Source organism: Curtobacterium sp. MCBA15_009 (genome assembly GCF_001864895.1).
Classification (GTDB): domain Bacteria; phylum Actinomycetota; class Actinomycetes; order Actinomycetales; family Microbacteriaceae; genus Curtobacterium.
Genome location: NZ_MJGO01000013.1, coordinates 18610 through 35361 on the forward strand (window position 1 = coordinate 18610; position 16752 = coordinate 35361).

Sequence of the window (16752 nt, forward strand, 5' to 3'; positions counted from 1 at the left end):
CGATCCGTTGGACTCGATGGCGTCGGAGCGGGAGCATCGATGCCATGACCACCGTCACCGAGCCGACGTCCGCAGCTGCGGCCGACCGAGTCCCCGCACCGCGCGGCCGTCCGTCCCACACCCGGCGGCGGCACGGCTTCGGGTTCTGGGCGGTCGCGTTCGCCTTCCTGGCCGTCATGGCGTTCGCGACGGTGCCCGCACCGCTGTACGTCGTCTACCAGGCGCGTGACGGGTTCCCGACCTTCACCACCACCGTGGTCTTCGCGGCGTACGGCGTGGGCGTCGTCGTGTCCCTGTTCCTGGCGGGCCACCTGAGCGACGTGCACGGCCGGCGACCCCTCGTCCTCGTGTCGATCGCCCTCGAGCTCGTCGCCGCCGTGCTGTTCCTGCTCTGGAACGACGTCGCGGGGCTCGTCGTCGCGCGACTCGTCACCGGCCTCGGCGTCGGACTGCTCACGGCGACGGCCACCGCGCACCTCGGGGAGCTGCGGGTGCGGGCGACCGGTTCCGACGCCGCGGCGAAGGGGGCGAGCGTCGCGGCCGGTGCGGTGAACCTCGGTGGCCTGTCGCTCGGCGCGCTCGTCGGCGGTGCGCTGGCCGAGTTCGTCGCCCGTCCGCTCGTGGTGCCGTACGTGGTGTTCGTCGTCGCGCTCGCCGTGGCCTTCGTGCTCGTGCTCGCGGCGCCCGAGACGGTGGACCGGCCGACCGCCCCGGTGCCGTACCGACCCCAGCGCATGCAGGCGCCGGACGGCGAGGGGGCCGCCTTCTGGGCCGCCGGCACCGCGGCCTTCGCGGCGCTCGCCGTGCAGGGGCTGTTCACCTCCGTCGCCCCGACGTTCCTCGGCACCACGTTCCACGTCACCGACCGCCTGGCCGCGGGGGCGACGACCTTCGGCGTGTTCGCCGCGAGTGCCCTCTCGCAGATCGTCTTCGCCCGGCTGACGCAGCGCGCGCAGATCCGGCTCGGCCTGGTGCTGCTCGTCGGCGGCCTCGCGGTCCTGGCCGTCGCGGCCGTCCTGCTGCAGGTGGCGGGCTTCATCGGCGGCGGGGTCGTCGCCGGCGCCGGTGTCGGGCTGCTCTTCCGCGCCGCGATCGGCAGCGCCGGGGCGCTCGTCGGCCCGGAGCGGCGCGGCGGGGTGCTCGCGGCGACCTTCCTCATCGCCTACGCGGGCCTCACCGTGCCGGTCGTGGCCGTGGGCGCCGCGCTCCTCGTCGTCCCGACGCTGCCGGTCCTGATCGGGTACGTCGTGTTCGTCGCCGTGCTGGCCGTCGTCGCCGGGGTCCGGTTGGCCGCGCGCGCCTGATCGGGTGCGCCGTACCGACACGACCCCGCGGTCGTGCCGCCTCCGGCATACTGGGCGCGTGTCCCAGCAGCGCAACCGGTCCGTCGTCACCGGACTCGCCGCGGTGATCGCGGTCGGTCTCGTCGCCGGGGGCGTGTACCTGACGGCCGAGCGCGGCACCGACGACCCGACCATCGGCGGTGCGACCACCACGCGGGGCGCCGCTCCCGCACCGTCCGGCGACGGCACCGTCACCATCACGCGCACCGGGCCGGACCTGCCCGGTGGCGACGTGCTCGACCGGTGCGGGTCCTCGAGCCGGTCCGCCGTGGCGGAGTACGACACCGACGCGCTCGGACGGATCACCATGCAGTGCGGCACCTCGGCACAGGGCTACGAGCACATCCGCGTCCGGCACACCGCCGACTGGCAGGAGGTCGTCGCCGGCCACGGCTCGCGGGACTGGGACGACGCCATGCTCACGGCCGTGCAGACCGCCCTCGAGGACCCGCGAACCGGGTTCCCGCTCGACGCCGGCGACGGCAAGGTCTGCTACGCCGCTCCCGTGCGGTTCGACGACGGCTCGCGCCCCGACGCCGACCCCTTCGTGAAGGTCATCGTCTCGGCGACGACCGACCGCGTCATCACGGCGTACCCGACGCGCACCGACGACTGCTGACGCGGGGGCGGGCACCGCGAGCCGGGGGCCGGGGGCCCGGGCCGCGGGCCGGCCGCCGGTTGCCGGTCGGAGTCGGCGCGTGCGTGCATGCGTGTGCAGTCTGCGACAGACCACGTGACGATCGACTCGTGTCCGGTCGGAACATGCGCACGAAGCCGATGCGTGTGCACCGTGCGACGGCACACGCGTCGATCGACTGGTGGATCGTCGCGAACCGGGTGCCAGCCGGCTCGGCCCGCCCGGCCCGCGCCCGGCCGGCCGCCGCCCGTCGCGCCGCGCCGCGCAGCCGCGCTACGCGTGCACGTCGTGCTCGTGCCGCCGGTGCGACACCGGCTCGAGCTGGAACGTCGAGTGCTCCACGGGGACGTCGAAGTGCTCGGCGACGCACTGCTGCAGCTCGTCGAGGATCGCCGGGGCGTGCGCGGTCGAGAAGCAGTGGTCGTCCACCACGACGTGCGCGGTGAGGTTCGGGACGCCGGTCGCCACCAGGGTCGCGTGCAGGTCGTGCACCGCGATGACGTGGTCGAGCTCGAGGATGTGCCGCCGCACCGAGTCGAGGTCGAGCCCCGGCGGCGTCGCCTCGAGCAGCACGTTCGCCGTCTCGCGGAGCAGCCGGACGGCCCGCGGCAGGATGAGCAGCCCGATGAGGATCGCGGCGACGGAGTCCGCACGCTCCCACCCGGTCAGCAGGAGCACGACCGCGGCGACGATGACGGCGACCGAGCCGAGGGTGTCGTTGAGCACCTCGAGCCGGGCGGCTCGTGAGGTGAACCCCTCGCCGGAGGCCCGGAGCAGCACCGCGTACGCCACGACGTTGCCGACGAGCCCGACCACGCCGAAGACGAGCAGGGGTCCGGCGTGGACCTCGTCGGGGACGAACAGCCGTTGCACCGCCGAGATGACGACGTAGACGCCGACCGCGAGCAGGATCGCCGCCTGCGCCGTGGCACCGAGCACCTCGGCGCGCTGGAAGCCCCAGGTGCGCTGCGCGGTCGGGCTGCGGCGGGCCAGGCGGGTCGCCACCAGGCCGATGCCGAGCCCGCCGGTGTCGACCACCATGTGCCCGGCGTCGACGAGCAGAGCGAGCGAGCCGGTGAGGACCGCACCGACCACCTCGGCCAGCAGGATCGCGGCCGAGATGCAGAACGCGACGAGCAGCGCGCGCTCGGACGCGTGCCCGTGCGCGTGTCCGTGGTCGTGACCCATGCCCGTCATCGTATTGACCCGCACCGACGACGTGCCAGGATCGGCAGGGTGCACCGGTCGCCCTACCAGCTGTCCACACCGCCCGACGTCCTGGCGCGGCTGCACCCACGGCTCCGGACGTACTTCGGGGCGATCCCGCCGGGCCACGTGGGTCGCGGCGAGGGCGTCTTCACCGTCGTCGGCACACCCCGCCGCTGGCTCTGGCCGGTACTCTCCGTGTTCGCCCGCGACGCCGTGATGTTCCCGGTGTGGGAACGGGACGTCCCGTTCACGGTCGAGAACCGTCCGGTCCGCGTCGGACGCGGCACCGGCACCGGCACCGGCCAGGAGGCCCGCCCCGCGGTCCGCGCACACCGCACCTTCCGGTTCCGCTCCGGCAGCCGCACGATGGTCGACGCCATCACCGCCGAGCCCGCCGGCCTCGTCGACCACCTCGGTCGCCGCGGGCGTGTCAGCGCCCGGCTCCGGGCGCAGGTCGACGCGCACGGTCCGGACGCGGGCGCCCTGCGCCTGGTTTCCACGCACGTGTCGTTCCGTGCGCTGGGACGCGAGGTGCGCCTCCCGGCCGTCGTCTCGCCGCGCGTGACGCTCGTGGAACGATTCGATGACGAAGCGGACGTGCAGCGCGTGTCCCTGGTGCTCTCGGCCCCGGTGCTCGGCACGCTGTACCGGTACGAGGGGGCGTTCCGGTACGCCGTCGTGCCCGATGCCGGTCCGGGAAGGGGACGTTGATGGTCGAGCAGCAGCCGAAGGTCGTGATCGCGGGAGCGAGCGGCTTCGTGGGGGAACACCTGCGGAACGCGTTCGCGGACGAGGGCTACCGCGTCGTCACCGTCGGCCGGTCCGGCGACGCGGTGTGGGGCAACACGATGCGCATCCGTGAACTCGTGGACGGGGCCGACCTCGTCGTGAACATGGCGGGCAAGAGCGTGAACTGCCGGTACGGCCCGCGGAACCGGGCGGAGATCATGCGCTCCCGTGTGGACACCACGCTCGAGCTCGCCGAGGCGATCCGCACGGCCGAGCACCCGCCGCCGCTGTGGCTGAACGCCTCGACGGCGACGATCTACCGGCACGCGGACGACCGTCCGCAGGACGACGAGACGGGCGAGCTCGGCGAGGGCTTCTCGGTCTCGGTGGCGCGGGCGTGGGAGGGCGCGTTCTTCGACGCCGACCTGCCGCAGACCCGGCGGGTGGCACTGCGGATGGCGATCGTGCTCGGCGACGGCAGCGCGCTGGTGCCCCTGCTGCGTCTGGCGCAGGCCGGACTCGGCGGCCCGCAGTACGACGGCCCGTGGTTCCCGACGCGCTCCCGGCTCCGCGCCGGCACGTACCACCACCACCGCCCGACACACGGCCGGCAGCGCTTCAGCTGGGTGCACATCGCCGACGTCCTCGGGGTGGTGCGCTTCGTCCGTGACCACCCGGAGATCGAGGGGCCGGTCAACGTCTCGAGCCCGAACCCGTCGGACAACCGCACCGTGATGGCGACCCTCCGCGACGCCGTCGGGCGGCGGTTCGGCCTGCCGACGTGGCGGTGGATGCTCGAGGTCGGGTCGTTCGCGATCCGCACCGAGACCGAGCTCGTGCTGAAGAGCCGGTGGGTCGTGCCGTCGCGGTTGACGCAGGCCGGCTACGAGTTCCGCTACCCGCACCTGCGCGGGGCGCTCGCCGAGATCATCGCGGAGCGCCGCCAGCACCGGGGCTGACCGTCGGCTCGGGGTGCGGTGTCCCGCCGAGGTCGCGCGGACTGCCGCTCGCGACGGGCTCGGGCGGCACGTCCTGCGACCTCGGCGACGCGGCTGCGGCGTGTTCCGCGACCTCGGCGCCGAGCCCACCCCGGCCCGGCCGCACGGGACGCCCCGGTCGGAGGGGACGCCCCGGTCGCACGGACCGTGCGGGGCGGGACGACCACAGCACGGCAGCCACCACGACGGCCCCCGCCAGGACCTCGACCAGGTCGGGCACCTCGCCGAACGCCGCCCACGACGCCAGGACTCCGACGACCGGCACGAGCATCGAGAACGGGGCGACGGTGCTCGACGGGTAGGTCGCGAGCAGCCGCGACCAGATGCCGTACCCGACCAGGGTCGCGACGACGACGATGTAGAGCAGCCCGAGGTCGGCGGGCAGCGCCCGCAGGGTCAGGGCGGTCCCGAGCGCGGCGCCGATGCGGTCCGGCCCCTCGACCACGAACGACAGCACGGCCATCGGGATCGGCGGCACGACCGACCACCAGAGGGTCAGGTGCAGCGGGTTCGCCGCTCCGGCCCGACGGGTCGCGACGTTGCCGATCGCCCACCCGAGGGCACCGCACAGGGCGAGCACAACCGGCAGCAGTGCCGCGGTCTGCGAGCGGTGCAGGGCGATCACGGCCAGGGCGGCCACCGCGACCGTCACGCCGGTGACCTGTCGCCCGGTCAGCCGCTCGCGCAGGAACACCCCGGCGAGCACCACGGTGAACGGCGCGGACGCCTGCAGCACGAGCGACGCGAGCCCGGAGGGCATGCCGGACGCCATGCTCAGGTACAGGAACGAGAACTGCAGCACGCCGAGCCCGAGGCCGACGAGCAGCAGCCGCCCGAACGGGATCCGCGGTCGCGGGACGACGAGCAGCGTCGGGACCGCCAGGATCGTGAACCGCAGGGCCGCGAGCAGGAACGGCGAGAAGTGCTCGAGCGCGAGGGCCGTCGCGGGGAAGTTCAGCCCCCAGACGACGGCGACGACCAGGGCGAGGACGCGGTCGCGGGTGCTCATGCTCCGATGGTGGCGCTAGACATCGTTCAGGACCAGCGAAATGTCTGCGAGCGACGTTGTAGCCTCCCTGCATGGTCGACTTCGACGTGCAGCTGCTCGCCGTCCTGCGCGAACTCGCGGAGCGCGGCAGCGTCACCGCCGTCGCCGAGGCCACCCACCGCACCCCGAGTGCGGTCTCGCAGCAGCTGCAGACGCTGCAGCGCCAGGTCGGCGTCCCGCTGGTCGAGCGCGTCGGTCGCGGCGTGCGGCTGACCACGCACGGCGAGGTGCTCGCCGGCCTGTCCGCCGGCGTGGCCACGGCGATCGCCCGGGTCGACGCCGCCTGGCAGGAGCACCTCGGCGGCGCGACCGGGCGGGTCGACCTGGCGATCTTCCCCTCGGCCGCCGAGCTGTTGCTGCCGGGGGTCCTCACGCGCATGCGCGCACACCTCGGCATCGACCTGACGCTGGTCGACGTGGACGTCAGCGAGGGGGAGTTCGCCCCGCTCGCCGCCGACCACGACGTCGTCGTCGGGCACCGGTCCGACGGCGTCCGGCCGACCGGGCAGGCGGCCCTCGAGACGGTGCCCCTGCTCAGGGAACCGCTCGACGTCGCGCTCCCGCCGGGGCACCCGCTGGCCGGACGCGACCGGGTCGGGGTCGACGAGGTCGTCGGCGAGACGTGGATCGGCGTCCCCGAGGGCTACCCCATCGACCGCGTGCTGCACGCGATGGCCGCCGCGTCCGACACCCCGCCGAGCGTCGCGTTCCGCACGATCCACCTGCCGGTCATCGAGAACCTGGTGGCGGCGGGACACGGCATCGCCCTCGTGCCGCGGTACACGTCCGGCACCCGAGCGGCGGCCCGCTTCCACCTGGCGGAACTCGCCGACGTGCGCGCCGGTCGGCGGATCGAGGCGCTGGTCCGGCCGGACCGCGCGGTGCGTCCGGTCGTGCGCACCGTCCTGGAGGCCCTGGTCGCCGAGGCGCGGCACGTCACCACCTGAGGTGGTTGCGCACCCCCGTCCGACCGTGCGGCACGACGGGCCCGCTTCGTGAGCACGAATGGTCGGGTCCCGTCACGGGACCCGACCATTGCTGCTCACGAAGGGAGCGGGGAGCGAGGAGCGCCGAGCGAACGAGCGCCGAGCGCGGGCGTCAGCGCACCTGGAACGGCGTGCCGAGCGGCAGCAGCTCGGCCAGCGCGGTGATGTCGTCGTTGTGCATGCGGATGCAGCCGTGCGAGGCGGCGGTGCCGATGCTCGACGCGTCCTCGGTGCCGTGCAGGCCGATCTGGCCGGGGCCGCCGCCGAACGAGTTGAGGACGTCCGAGAACGCCGTCGTGCCGTAGGCGTACGGGCCGTAGCCGCTGTTCGTCGGGGCCAGCAGCTCGGTCAGCGCGAACCTGCCGGTCGGCGTCGGGGTGCCGCCGGTGCCCGTGGCGACCGGGTAGCTCTCGACGACCTCGCCGTCCTTGTACAGGTCGAGGGTCTTGGTCGAGCGGGTGACGACGATCGCGTACGGGTCCTCGGAGAGGGACACCGCACTCGAACGCACCCAGCCGACGGAGCCGTTCGGGCGCTGGGCGAGCTGGACCTGCACCCAGCCGTCCTGCTGGTCGACCACGCGGAAGACGCGCGGGGCGCCGGACTCCTGCGGGTTCGACAGGGTCTGGGACACCGCGCCGCCCGCGGTCGCGCTGACCTGCACCTCGGCGCCGCGGACAGCCGCGACGGTGGTGCTCGCGGGGGCGTCGACACCGTCGACCGGTGCCCGTGACGTCGACGGCGTCGGGGTGGGGGTCGGCGTCGAGGCGGCGACCGACCGGGTGGGCGTGGGGGCGGGAGCCGCTGACAGGGGGCCGAGGGCGACGAACGCCACCGCCCCCGCGCAGACGACGGCCACGGCGGCGGCGACCAGGGTCGCGCGCCGCCGTGGCTCGGTCGGGAGGATCGGCAAGATCAGCCCGTGAAGGCAGCCGTTCCGGGCACCGGGACGGCGACCGGTGCGGTACCCGCATCGGCGGTGATGACGATCGCGGTCGTGGCCGACTGCGCCGACGACAGACCGACGAGGCCCAGCGCGTAGGTGCCGGCCGCGTCGACGAGGTCGGCGGGCAGGACGATCGAGCCGCTGACGTTGCCGTCCGCGTCCGCGGTGAACTGCACGCCCGGGATCACGGTGGCGTCCGCTTCGTCACCGATGGCTGCGGTGACCGTCTCGTAGGGCGCGAAGCCCGAGCCCTGCACGCGGACACCGGTGGTGGTGGCCTCGGTCAGGCTGGTGGAGGCTGCGACGGCACGCACGGCTGCGGTCGGCTGCGGCGTGAAGTACGTCGTGGTGTCGTCGACGCGCAGGGCGCTGATCGAACCGCTGGCGTCGGCGGCGAGCGCCTGGGAGCTCGACTCGAGCGGCGCGGCCAGGGTCTTCAGGTCGTCCGGCAGGACGGCGGGGGCCGTCGGCTCGGCGGACGGGATCTCCGTCGGGGTCGGCTCGGCGGTGGGCTCCGCCGTCGGCTCGGCGGTGGGCTCCGCCGTCGGCTCAGCGGTCGGCTCCGCCGTCGGCTCAGCGGTCGGCTCGGCGGTCGGCTCGTCCGTCGGGGTCGGTGCCGGCTCGTCGGTGGCGGGCGGCGGGGTGGCGAGGTCGGCGCCGACGTCCACGCCGACGAAGGCGATGTAGCCGACGACCTCGGAGCCGTCCCGCTTCAGGTCAGCGGCGAACTCCGCCGTCGTGTCGGTCTCGCCGGTCCGCGCGTCGTACCACTCGCCGTCGACCGAGTAGTAGACGGACTGGTCGGACGCGTCGTCCTTCGCCTGCACGGCGAAGGCGAAGCTCGTCGCGCCCGTGGTCGTGAGCTGGACACTGCCGGCGAGTGCACCGAGGTCCGTCGCGCCGACCGGCTTGGTCAGGCCGCGGATCAGTGCGACGCCGCCCTCACCGTCGGAGACGGACAGGCCGTCCTCGTCGAGCGTGGCGACGTCGGTGATCGACTCGGCGTCCGAGCTGCCCAGCGGCAGGAAGTACAGCTGGTCGTTCAGGGGGATCGTGTCCGAGTTCGGGACGGCCTTGAACGCGGAGGCCGTGTCGGCCCACGTCACGGTCGACGAGGCCCCGACCACGTTCGTCTGGGCGGTGGAGGCGGTGGGCACGAGAACGGCGCTGACGCCGAGCACGGTGGCGCCGATGGCGGCCGCGGTGATGCGGGAACGAATCACGGTGTTGGAGGTCCATCCGGTCGGTTGACAGGGCTCGTCCACTGCGACTCCCCCCGTGCTGAGATGTACTCAGCACATCGAACCTATCAATACGGTCAGGTTTCCGCACCTGTCGGATGCGATCCGTCACGTGGTGACCGGACGGCGGACGGGAGGCCCGTGGCTGCGCAGCCACGGGCCTCCCGTCCGTCAGGTGGTCGCGTCCGGGACGCGACCTGCGTGGTCGGTCAGACCTCCAGGTGGTCGACGAGCTCGTCGGCCAGCCCCGTGTAGGACGCCGGCGTGAGGTTCGCCAGCCGGGCCTTCGCGCCGTCCGAGATGTCGAGGCCGTTCACGAACGCCACCAGGTCCTGCTGGGTGACGCGCTTGCCGCGGGTGAGTTCCTTGAGCATGGCGTAGGGGTCCTCGATCGAGGACTGCCCCGCGGTCACCTCGGCGCGGATGACGGTCTGGATCGCCTCGGCGAGGACCTCCCAGTTGTGGTCGAGGTCCTCGGCCAGCCGCGTCTCGTTCACGGCGATCTCGCCCAGGCCGCGACGCAGGTTGTCGAGCGCGAGCAGCGAGTGCCCGAAGGCGACGCCGATGTTGCGCTGGGTCGTCGAGTCGGTCAGGTCGCGCTGCAGGCGGCTCGTCACGAGCGTCTCGGACAGCGTCGAGAACAGCGCCGACGAGATCTCGAGGTTCGCCTCGGCGTTCTCGAAGCGGATCGGGTTGATCTTGTGCGGCATCGTCGACGAGCCCGTGGCACCGGCCACCGGGATCTGCGTGAAGTACCCCATCGAGATGTAGGTCCAGACGTCGGTCGCCAGGTTGTGCAGGATGCGGTTGGCGTGCCGGACCCGGTCGTACAGCTCGGCCTGCCAGTCGTGCGACTCGATCTGCGTGGTGAGCGGGTTCCAGGTCAGCCCGAGGCCCTCGACGAACTCGCGCGACAGCGTCGGCCAGTCGGCCTCGGGGTCGGCGGCGAGGTGTGCCGAGAAGGTGCCGGTCGCGCCGGAGAACTTGCCGAGGTACTCGCCGCCCTCGATCTGGGCGAGCACGCGCTCGAGGCGGTACACGACCACCGCGAGCTCCTTGCCGAGCGTGGTCGGGGTCGCGGGCTGCCCGTGCGTGTGCGACAGCATCGGGACGCTCTTCAGCTCGACGGCCAGGGCCCGGAGCGTGTCGAGCACTGCGCGGAAGCCCGGCAGCCAGACCTGCTCGACGGTGTCCCGCACGGTCAGGGCGTAGGACAGGTTGTTGACGTCCTCGCTCGTCGCCGCGAAGTGGGTGAGCTCGGCGATGGCGTCGAGCCCGAGCTCGGACAGCCGGCGGCGCACGAAGTACTCGACGGCCTTGACGTCGTGGCGGGTCGTCGCCTCGATCTCGGCGAGTTCGGCGATCTGGTCCTGGCCGAAGGTCTCGACGATCCGGCGCAGGGCGGCCTTGTCGTCGACGCTGAGCGGCGAGGTGGTGAACATCGCGTGGTCGGTCAGGAAGACGAGCCACTCGACCTCGACGAGGACGCGCGCGCGGTTGAGCCCGGCCTCGGAGAGGTGCTCGCCCACGGTGTGCACGATCGGGTAGTACCGCCCGTCGAGCGGGCTGATCGGCTGCGGGGGAAGGGGGGTCATGGGGCTCCCTGACGGACGGCCGGCTCGAGCTGGTGGAAGAGCGCCCGGCAGGCCCGTTCGACGGTCGAGAGCACTCGGTCGAACTCGTGGCGGTCCGCGTAGTACGGATCGGGCACGTCGGTCTGCTGGGGCCAGGCGTCGTCGTACCGCAGCAGGAGCGTCACCTTGGCGGCGTCGTCCATGGTCGGTGCCCACGATCGCAGGACGCGTTCGTGGGAGCGGTCGAGTGCGACCACCAGGTCGAGGTCCGGGAACCGGTCCGGCTCGAACTGACGGGCGCGATGCCTGCTGCCATCGTATCCGCGTGCCGCGAGGGCTGCGATCGTGCGCTCGTCGGCGGGTTCGCCGACGTGCCAGTCGCCGGTGCCGGCCGACTCGACCTGGAAGCGGTCGGCCAGGCCGGCGTCCGCGGCGAGCTGCGCGAAGACGACGCCGGCCATGGGGGAGCGGCAGATGTTGCCGCTGCAGACGAAGGAGACGCGGAACGGGGCGTCGGCGTCCTGGGTCATGAGCACATCATGACGCAGGCGGGCCGACGACCGCGAGGTCCCCTCGGGTCACGCGCGCTGCCGGCGCAGCACCGGCCGGACGAACAGGCCGATCAGCCAGGCGAACACCGCGAGCACGAAGGCGCCGACGATCCCCCAGCCGAACGAGTCGACGTCGAGGCCGAAGCCGAACGCCTCCGAGATCCCGGCGACGATGAGCAGCAGGACCGCGTTCACCACGAACGAGATGAGCCCGAGCGTCAGGACGTACAGCGGGAAGGCGACGATCCGGATGATCGTGCCGATGACGGCGTTGACGAGGCCGAAGACGAACGCCACGAGCAGGTAGGTCAGCACGGTGGCGACCGTGCCCTGGTCGCCGAAGGCGTGCACGGTGACACCGGGGACGATGAGCGTGGTGAGCCAGAGCGCGACGGCGTTGACGACGAGGCGGACGAGGAATCGCATGCACCCATGATGCCCGCGGGTCCCCGCGTGCGTGCCGGTAGCCTGGCCGGGTGAGCGAGCAGCGTGTGCACATCCGGCCCGAGGTCGCCGTCCTCCCCGCCTACAAGCAGGGTCGTCAGGCCGAGGCCTCCGCCTTCAAGCTGTCCAGCAACGAGAACCCGTTCCCGCCGCTGCCCGGTGTGGTGCAGGCCGTGCAGGCGCAGACCGCGTACAACCGCTACCCCGACGCCACGGCGCTCGCCGTGCGTGCCGCCCTCGCCGAGCGCTTCGGCGTCACCGCGGACGAGGTCCACGTCGCGCCCGGCAGCGTCGCGATCCTGCACGAGCTGGCGCGTGCGACCTCCGGCCCCGGCGACGAGGTCGTCTACGCCTGGCGGTCCTTCGAGGCCTACCCCGGCGTCGTCACCGTCGCGGGCGCCACGAGCGTTCCGGTGCCGAACCGTCCCGACGGCGGGCACGACCTCGACGCGATGGCCGCGGCGGTCACCGAGCGCACCCGCATGGTGATCGTGTGCTCGCCGAACAACCCGACCGGTCCGGTCGTCACCGCTGCCGAGTTCGCGTCGTTCATGGCCGCGGTGCCGCGGTCCGTCCTGGTCGTGCTCGACGAGGCGTACGCCGAGTTCGTGACCGACGCGTCCGCCGTGCACGGCCACCCGTTGCTCGAGCGGTACCCGAACCTCGTCGTGCTCCGCACCTTCTCGAAGGCGTACGGGCTGGCCGGCCTGCGGGTCGGCTACGCCATCGGCCCGGTCTACGTGCTCGACGCCGTCCGCGCGTGCGCGATCCCCCTCTCCGTGACGGCGCAGGGGCAGGCCGCCGCGATGGCGAGCCTCGAGCGCGAGGACGAACTGCTCGAGCGGGTCGCCGAGATCGCCACGCTGCGGGACCGTGTCGTGGCCGAACTGCGCGAGCAGGGCTGGGCCGTGCCGGACGCGCAGGGCAACTTCGTGTGGCTGCCGACCGGCCCCGGCACCGCCGTCGCGGCCGAGGCGTTCGAGCGCGCCGGCATCATCGTCCGGGCCTTCGCCGACGAGGGCGTGCGCATCTCGATCGGCGAGCACGAGGCTGTGGGAACGCTCCTCGAAACGGCCCGCTCGCTTGTGGGGGACCTCCAGGTGGCCGACTGATGGCTGCCGCTACGCTGGCCCGCATGTCATTCCGCGCCGCGGCTCCCGCGACGACCACCGTCCGGCTCCTCGACCCCGAGGGGCGGTTCGTGGAGACCGACGAGAACGCCGAGTTCGCCGCCGCTGCGCGGGCGATCCCCGACGAGACGCTGCTCGCCATGCACCGCCGCATGGTGCTGACCCGTCGGTTCGACCACGCTGGCCACAACCTGCAGCGCACCGGCCAGCTCGGCCTCTGGGTGCCGAGCCACGGGCAGGAGGCGGCTCAGACCGGCTCCGCCTTCGCCCTGCGCGCCCAGGACCACGTGTTCCCGTCCTACCGCGAGCACGCCGTCACGATGCAGCGCGGCGTCGAGCCGATGGAGATCATCGCGATGTACCGCGGGCAGACCCACGGCGGGTGGGACCCGGACCAGCGCGGCAACACGCACATCTCGACGCTCGTGATCGGTTCCCAGACGCTGCACGCGACCGGGTACGCCCTCGGCCAGAAGCTCGACGGCGACGTCGGCACGGGCGACCCCGACCGCGACGCATGCTCCATCGTGTACTTCGGCGACGGCGCCACCAGCCAGGGCGACGTGAACGAGGCCTTCGTGTTCTCCGCGTCGACGAAGGCCCCCGTCGTCTTCTTCCTGCAGAACAACCACTGGGCCATCTCGGTCCCGGTGACGGTGCAGTCGCCGTCCCCGCTCGTCGACCGCCCGCGCGGCTTCGGGATCCCGAGCGTCCTCATCGACGGCAACGACATCCTGGCGTCGTACACGGCATCGGTCGTCGCCACCGACCACGCCCGCAGCGGCCAGGGGCCGGCGTTCATCGAGGCCGACACCTACCGCATCGGCGCGCACACCAGCTCGGACGACCCGAGCCGGTACCGCGGCGACGACGAGCTGCAGGGCTGGGTCCGCCGCGACCCGATCGTCCGCTCCGAGGCGTACCTGCGCTCGAAGGGCGCGACGGACGAGCAGTTCGCCGCGATCGAGGCCGAGGGCGAGGACATCGCCGCCGACGTCCGCCGCCGCACGGTCGCGCTGACGCCGCCGTCGGTCGACGTCATGTTCGACAACGTGTACCGCGAGCCGCACCCGCTGGTCGCCGAGCAGAAGGCCTGGCTCGAACAGTACGAGGCCGGCTTCGAGGGGAGCGCCCACTGATGAGCACCACCGAGCAGCTCTTCGACTACACCCTGCGCTCCCACCCGGGCGCCGGCGAAGTCCCGAGCGACCCCACCCCGACCCTGCCGATGGCGAAGGCCCTCAACGCCGGGCTCGCCGCCGCGATGCAGGCGGACGACAAGGTCCTGCTCATGGGCGAGGACATCGGCCAGCTCGGCGGTGTCTTCCGCATCACCGAGGGGCTGCAGGAGCGCTTCGGCGCCGAACGCGTCCGGGACACCCCGCTCGCCGAGTCCGGCATCATCGGCACCGCGATCGGCCTGGCCCTGCGCGGTTACCGCCCGGTGGTCGAGATCCAGTTCGACGGCTTCGTCTGGCCCGGGTTCGACCAGATCACCTCGCAGCTCGCGAAGATGGCGAACCGCCTGCCCGCGCACATGTCGCTGCCGGTCGTCATCCGGATCCCCTACGGCGGCCACATCGGCGCCGTCGAGCACCACCAGGAGTCGCCCGAGGCGTACTTCGCGCACACGGCGGGCCTGCGGGTCGTCAGCCCGAGCACCCCGAACGACGCCTACTGGATGATCCAGGAAGCCATCGCGTCGAAGGACCCGGTGGTCTTCCTCGAGCCGAAGTCGCGCTACTGGCCGAAGGGCCCGGTCGACCTCGTCGACGGCCACGTCCCGATGCACACCACCCGCGTCGCCCGCACCGGCACCGAGGTCACCCTCGTCGGCCACGGCGCGATGGTCGCCACGCTCATGCAGGCCGCCGAGCTCGCCGAGTCCGAGGGCACGAGCTGCGAGGTCATCGACCTCCGCTCGATCTCCCCGATCGACTGGGAGCCGCTGCTCGCGTCCGTCCGCAAGACCGGTCGCCTGGTCATCGCACAGGAGGCGTCCGGCTTCGTGAGCGTCGGCAGCGAGATCGCCGCGACGGTCGCCGAGCGGGCGTTCTACACGATGCAGGCGCCGCCGCTGCGCGTCTCGGGCTTCGACATCCCGTTCCCGGTGTCGAAGCTGGAGCACCTGCACCTGCCGGACGCCGACCGCGTGCTCGAGGCCGTGGACCGCGCCCTCGCCTACTGACCCGACCCCCACCGAGCCCGACCAGATCCGCGAAGGAGCCGTAGTGGCCGCCGCCGAATTCCCCCTGCCCGACGTGGGTGAAGGCCTCACCGAGGCCGAGATCGTGCAGTGGCGCGTCGCGATCGGCGACGAGATCACGGTCGACCAGGTGCTGGTCGAGATCGAGACCGCGAAGTCGCTCGTCGAGCTGCCCTCGCCGTTCGCCGGCACCGTCACGGGGCTGCTCGTGTCCGAGGGTGACACGGTCGAGGTCGGCAAGCCGATCATCCGCGTCGACTCCGACGCGTCGGTCGCCTCCGGCGCGCCGGTCACGGCTCCTGCTGGTCCCTCGGGAGGCCCGGCACCGGTCGCCGACAGCGTCCCGGCCTCGCCGGTGGTCGCCGCCCCCGTGGCCGCGCCCGCCCCGGTGGCGCCGGTCGCGCAGACCCCGCCCGCTCCGGCGCCCGCCGCTGCTCCCGCCGCCGCTGCGCCTGCCGCCGCTGCGCCTGCCGCCGCTGCGCCTGCCGCCGCTGCGCCCACGGCTGCACCGGCCCAGCCGGTCGCGGTCGACGCCTCCGTCCAGGGCTCGGACGAGTCCTCCGGCGCCGTCCTCGTCGGGTACGGCTCCGCGACGTCGTCGCCCTCCCGCCGGAAGCCGGGCGCCCGCCGGGCCGCAGCGCTGGCGGCCGAGGCGAGCCGTGCCTCCAGTGCGGACGCCGCGGCAGCGGCCGAGGCCGCGACCGACCCGGGCGAGGCGAGCACCGCCGAGGCGATCACCGCGCAGGGCACCGCACCCGCACGCAAGCAGAGCGTCGCGACGAACGTGCTCGCGAAGCCGCCGATCCGCAAGCTCGCGAAGGACCTCGGCGTCGAGCTCACCGAGATCGTCGCCACGGGCCTGGCCGGCGAGGTCACCCGCGACGACGTCATCCGCCACGCGAAGCAGGCGAGCGTCTTCCGCAACATCGAGACGCCCGAGTGGGGCGAGGTGCGCAGCGAGACGATCCCGGTCAAGGGCGTCCGCAAGGCCATCGCGACCGCGATGACGACGTCTGCGTTCACCGCGCCGCACGTGTCGCTGTTCGTCGACGTCGACGCCACCCACACCATGGAGTTCGTCAAGCGGCTCAAGGCGTCGCCGACGTTCGCCGGGGTGAAGGTCTCGCCGCTGCTCATCGTCGCGAAGGCCGTCATCTGGGCGGTCCGCCGGAACCGGTCGGTGAACTCGACCTGGACCGACAGCGAGATCATCGTCCACCACTTCGTGAACCTCGGCATCGCGGCCGCGACCCCGCGCGGGCTCATCGTGCCCAACATCAAGGACGCGCAGGACATGTCCCTGCTCGAGCTCGCCCAGGCCCTCGAGCAGCTGACGATCACCGCCCGCGACGGCAAGACCACGCCGAAGCAGATGGCGAACGGCACGGTGTCGATCACGAACATCGGGGTGTTCGGCATGGACACCGGGACGCCGATCCTCAACCCGGGCGAGGTCGCGATCGTCGCCATGGGCACGATCAAGCCGAAGCCGTGGGTCGTCGACGGCGAGGTCCGCTCGCGCATGGTGACGACCATCGGCGCCTCGTTCGACCACCGGGTCGTCGACGGCGACGTGGCGTCGCGCTTCGTGCACGACGTCGCCTCGGTGCTCGAGGAGCCGGCGCTCCTGCTCGACTGACGCGTCCGGCGGGCGGGCCGCGCTGCGTGCGCGTGTGCGCACGTTCGCGTTCGAGTGAGCAGAAGACGCCG

Annotated in this window: 16 protein-coding genes; 9 read left to right on the forward strand and 7 right to left on the reverse strand. The window is 73.0% G+C overall.

Translation table 11 applies throughout. From position 1 onward, the window contains the following. Window positions 1–44: 44 nt before the first annotated feature. Together BIU97_RS05370 and BIU97_RS05375 are read left to right on the forward strand one after the other, a co-directional pair. Complete coding sequence (locus BIU97_RS05370; RefSeq protein WP_071253161.1) at window positions 45–1304, forward strand: MFS transporter; 1260 nt, start codon at window positions 45–47, stop codon at window positions 1302–1304. A 58-nt stretch (window positions 1305–1362) separates the two neighbouring features. Continuing rightward, complete coding sequence (locus tag BIU97_RS05375; protein WP_071253160.1) at window positions 1363–1962, forward strand: hypothetical protein; 600 nt, start codon at window positions 1363–1365, stop codon at window positions 1960–1962. 291 nt (window positions 1963–2253) lie between these two features. Here the strand turns inward: BIU97_RS05375 and BIU97_RS05380 are convergent, their stop codons facing one another. Continuing rightward, the gene (locus tag BIU97_RS05380) at window positions 2254–3168 is read right to left on the reverse strand and encodes a cation diffusion facilitator family transporter (RefSeq protein ID WP_071253159.1); all 915 of its coding nucleotides are present in this window, start codon (window positions 3166–3168) and stop codon (window positions 2254–2256) included. A 48-nt stretch (window positions 3169–3216) separates the two neighbouring features. Here BIU97_RS05380 and BIU97_RS05385 point away from each other — a divergent pair, with 48 nt between their 5' ends. Both BIU97_RS05385 and BIU97_RS05390 read left to right on the forward strand, forming a co-directional pair. After that, the gene (locus BIU97_RS05385; protein ID WP_071253158.1) at window positions 3217–3900 is read left to right on the forward strand and encodes a DUF4166 domain-containing protein; all 684 of its coding nucleotides are present in this window, start codon (window positions 3217–3219) and stop codon (window positions 3898–3900) included. Next, window positions 3900–4877 carry an epimerase gene (locus BIU97_RS05390; RefSeq protein WP_071253157.1) on the forward strand — a complete coding sequence of 326 codons (978 nt, stop codon included), beginning with the start codon at window positions 3900–3902 and terminating at the stop codon, window positions 4875–4877. Before BIU97_RS05385 ends, BIU97_RS05390 begins: the two co-directional genes overlap by 1 nt. Here BIU97_RS05390 and BIU97_RS05395 read toward each other — a convergent pair. After that, window positions 4846–5925: an EamA family transporter gene (locus BIU97_RS05395; RefSeq protein ID WP_254782915.1), complete on the reverse strand. Its 1080-nt coding sequence runs from the start codon at window positions 5923–5925 to the stop codon at window positions 4846–4848. The genes BIU97_RS05390 and BIU97_RS05395 overlap by 32 nt on opposite strands. 71 nt (window positions 5926–5996) lie before the next feature. Here BIU97_RS05395 and BIU97_RS05400 point away from each other — a divergent pair, with 71 nt between their 5' ends. Next, the gene (locus BIU97_RS05400; protein ID WP_071253156.1) at window positions 5997–6911 is read left to right on the forward strand and encodes a LysR family transcriptional regulator; all 915 of its coding nucleotides are present in this window, start codon (window positions 5997–5999) and stop codon (window positions 6909–6911) included. 151 nt (window positions 6912–7062) lie between these two features. Here the strand turns inward: BIU97_RS05400 and BIU97_RS05405 are convergent, their stop codons facing one another. From BIU97_RS05405 to BIU97_RS05425, 5 genes are all read right to left on the reverse strand, one after another. Next, complete coding sequence (locus tag BIU97_RS05405; protein WP_254782916.1) at window positions 7063–7863, reverse strand: L,D-transpeptidase family protein; 801 nt, start codon at window positions 7861–7863, stop codon at window positions 7063–7065. Between the two features lie 2 nt (window positions 7864–7865). Further along, window positions 7866–9119 (reverse strand): PT domain-containing protein, encoded by a 1254-nt coding sequence (locus BIU97_RS17980; protein ID WP_071253155.1) that lies wholly within the window; start codon window positions 9117–9119, stop codon window positions 7866–7868. Window positions 9120–9346: 227 nt separating this feature from the next. Further along, the gene (purB, locus tag BIU97_RS05415; RefSeq protein ID WP_071253154.1) at window positions 9347–10732 is read right to left on the reverse strand and encodes an adenylosuccinate lyase; all 1386 of its coding nucleotides are present in this window, start codon (window positions 10730–10732) and stop codon (window positions 9347–9349) included. Continuing rightward, entirely contained in the window at window positions 10729–11241 is a 513-nt protein-coding gene (locus BIU97_RS05420; RefSeq protein WP_071253153.1) for a low molecular weight protein-tyrosine-phosphatase, read from the reverse strand. The genes purB and BIU97_RS05420 overlap by 4 nt, the downstream gene beginning before the upstream one ends. Window positions 11242–11289: 48 nt before the next feature. Beyond that, window positions 11290–11688, reverse strand: coding sequence for a phage holin family protein (locus tag BIU97_RS05425; RefSeq protein WP_071253151.1), 399 nt, complete (start codon window positions 11686–11688; stop codon window positions 11290–11292). Between the two features lie 50 nt (window positions 11689–11738). On the opposite strand from BIU97_RS05425, the gene BIU97_RS05430 reads away from it, so the two are divergent. The 4 genes from BIU97_RS05430 (at window position 11739) to BIU97_RS05445 (ending at window position 16681) form a co-directional block, all read left to right on the forward strand. Then, window positions 11739–12818: a histidinol-phosphate transaminase gene (locus tag BIU97_RS05430; protein ID WP_071253150.1), complete on the forward strand. Its 1080-nt coding sequence runs from the start codon at window positions 11739–11741 to the stop codon at window positions 12816–12818. A gap of 23 nt (window positions 12819–12841) precedes the next feature. After that, window positions 12842–13975, forward strand: a complete 1134-nt coding sequence (locus BIU97_RS05435; protein WP_071253148.1) for a thiamine pyrophosphate-dependent dehydrogenase E1 component subunit alpha — start codon at window positions 12842–12844, stop codon at window positions 13973–13975. Window positions 13976–14064: 89 nt separating this feature from the next. Continuing rightward, a complete protein-coding gene (locus BIU97_RS05440) occupies window positions 14065–15024 on the forward strand; it encodes an alpha-ketoacid dehydrogenase subunit beta (protein WP_071253213.1) in 960 nt (319 codons plus the stop codon). A gap of 43 nt (window positions 15025–15067) precedes the next feature. Then, the gene (locus BIU97_RS05445) at window positions 15068–16681 is read left to right on the forward strand and encodes a dihydrolipoamide acetyltransferase family protein (protein ID WP_071297205.1); all 1614 of its coding nucleotides are present in this window, start codon (window positions 15068–15070) and stop codon (window positions 16679–16681) included. Window positions 16682–16752: the final 71 nt, after the last annotated feature.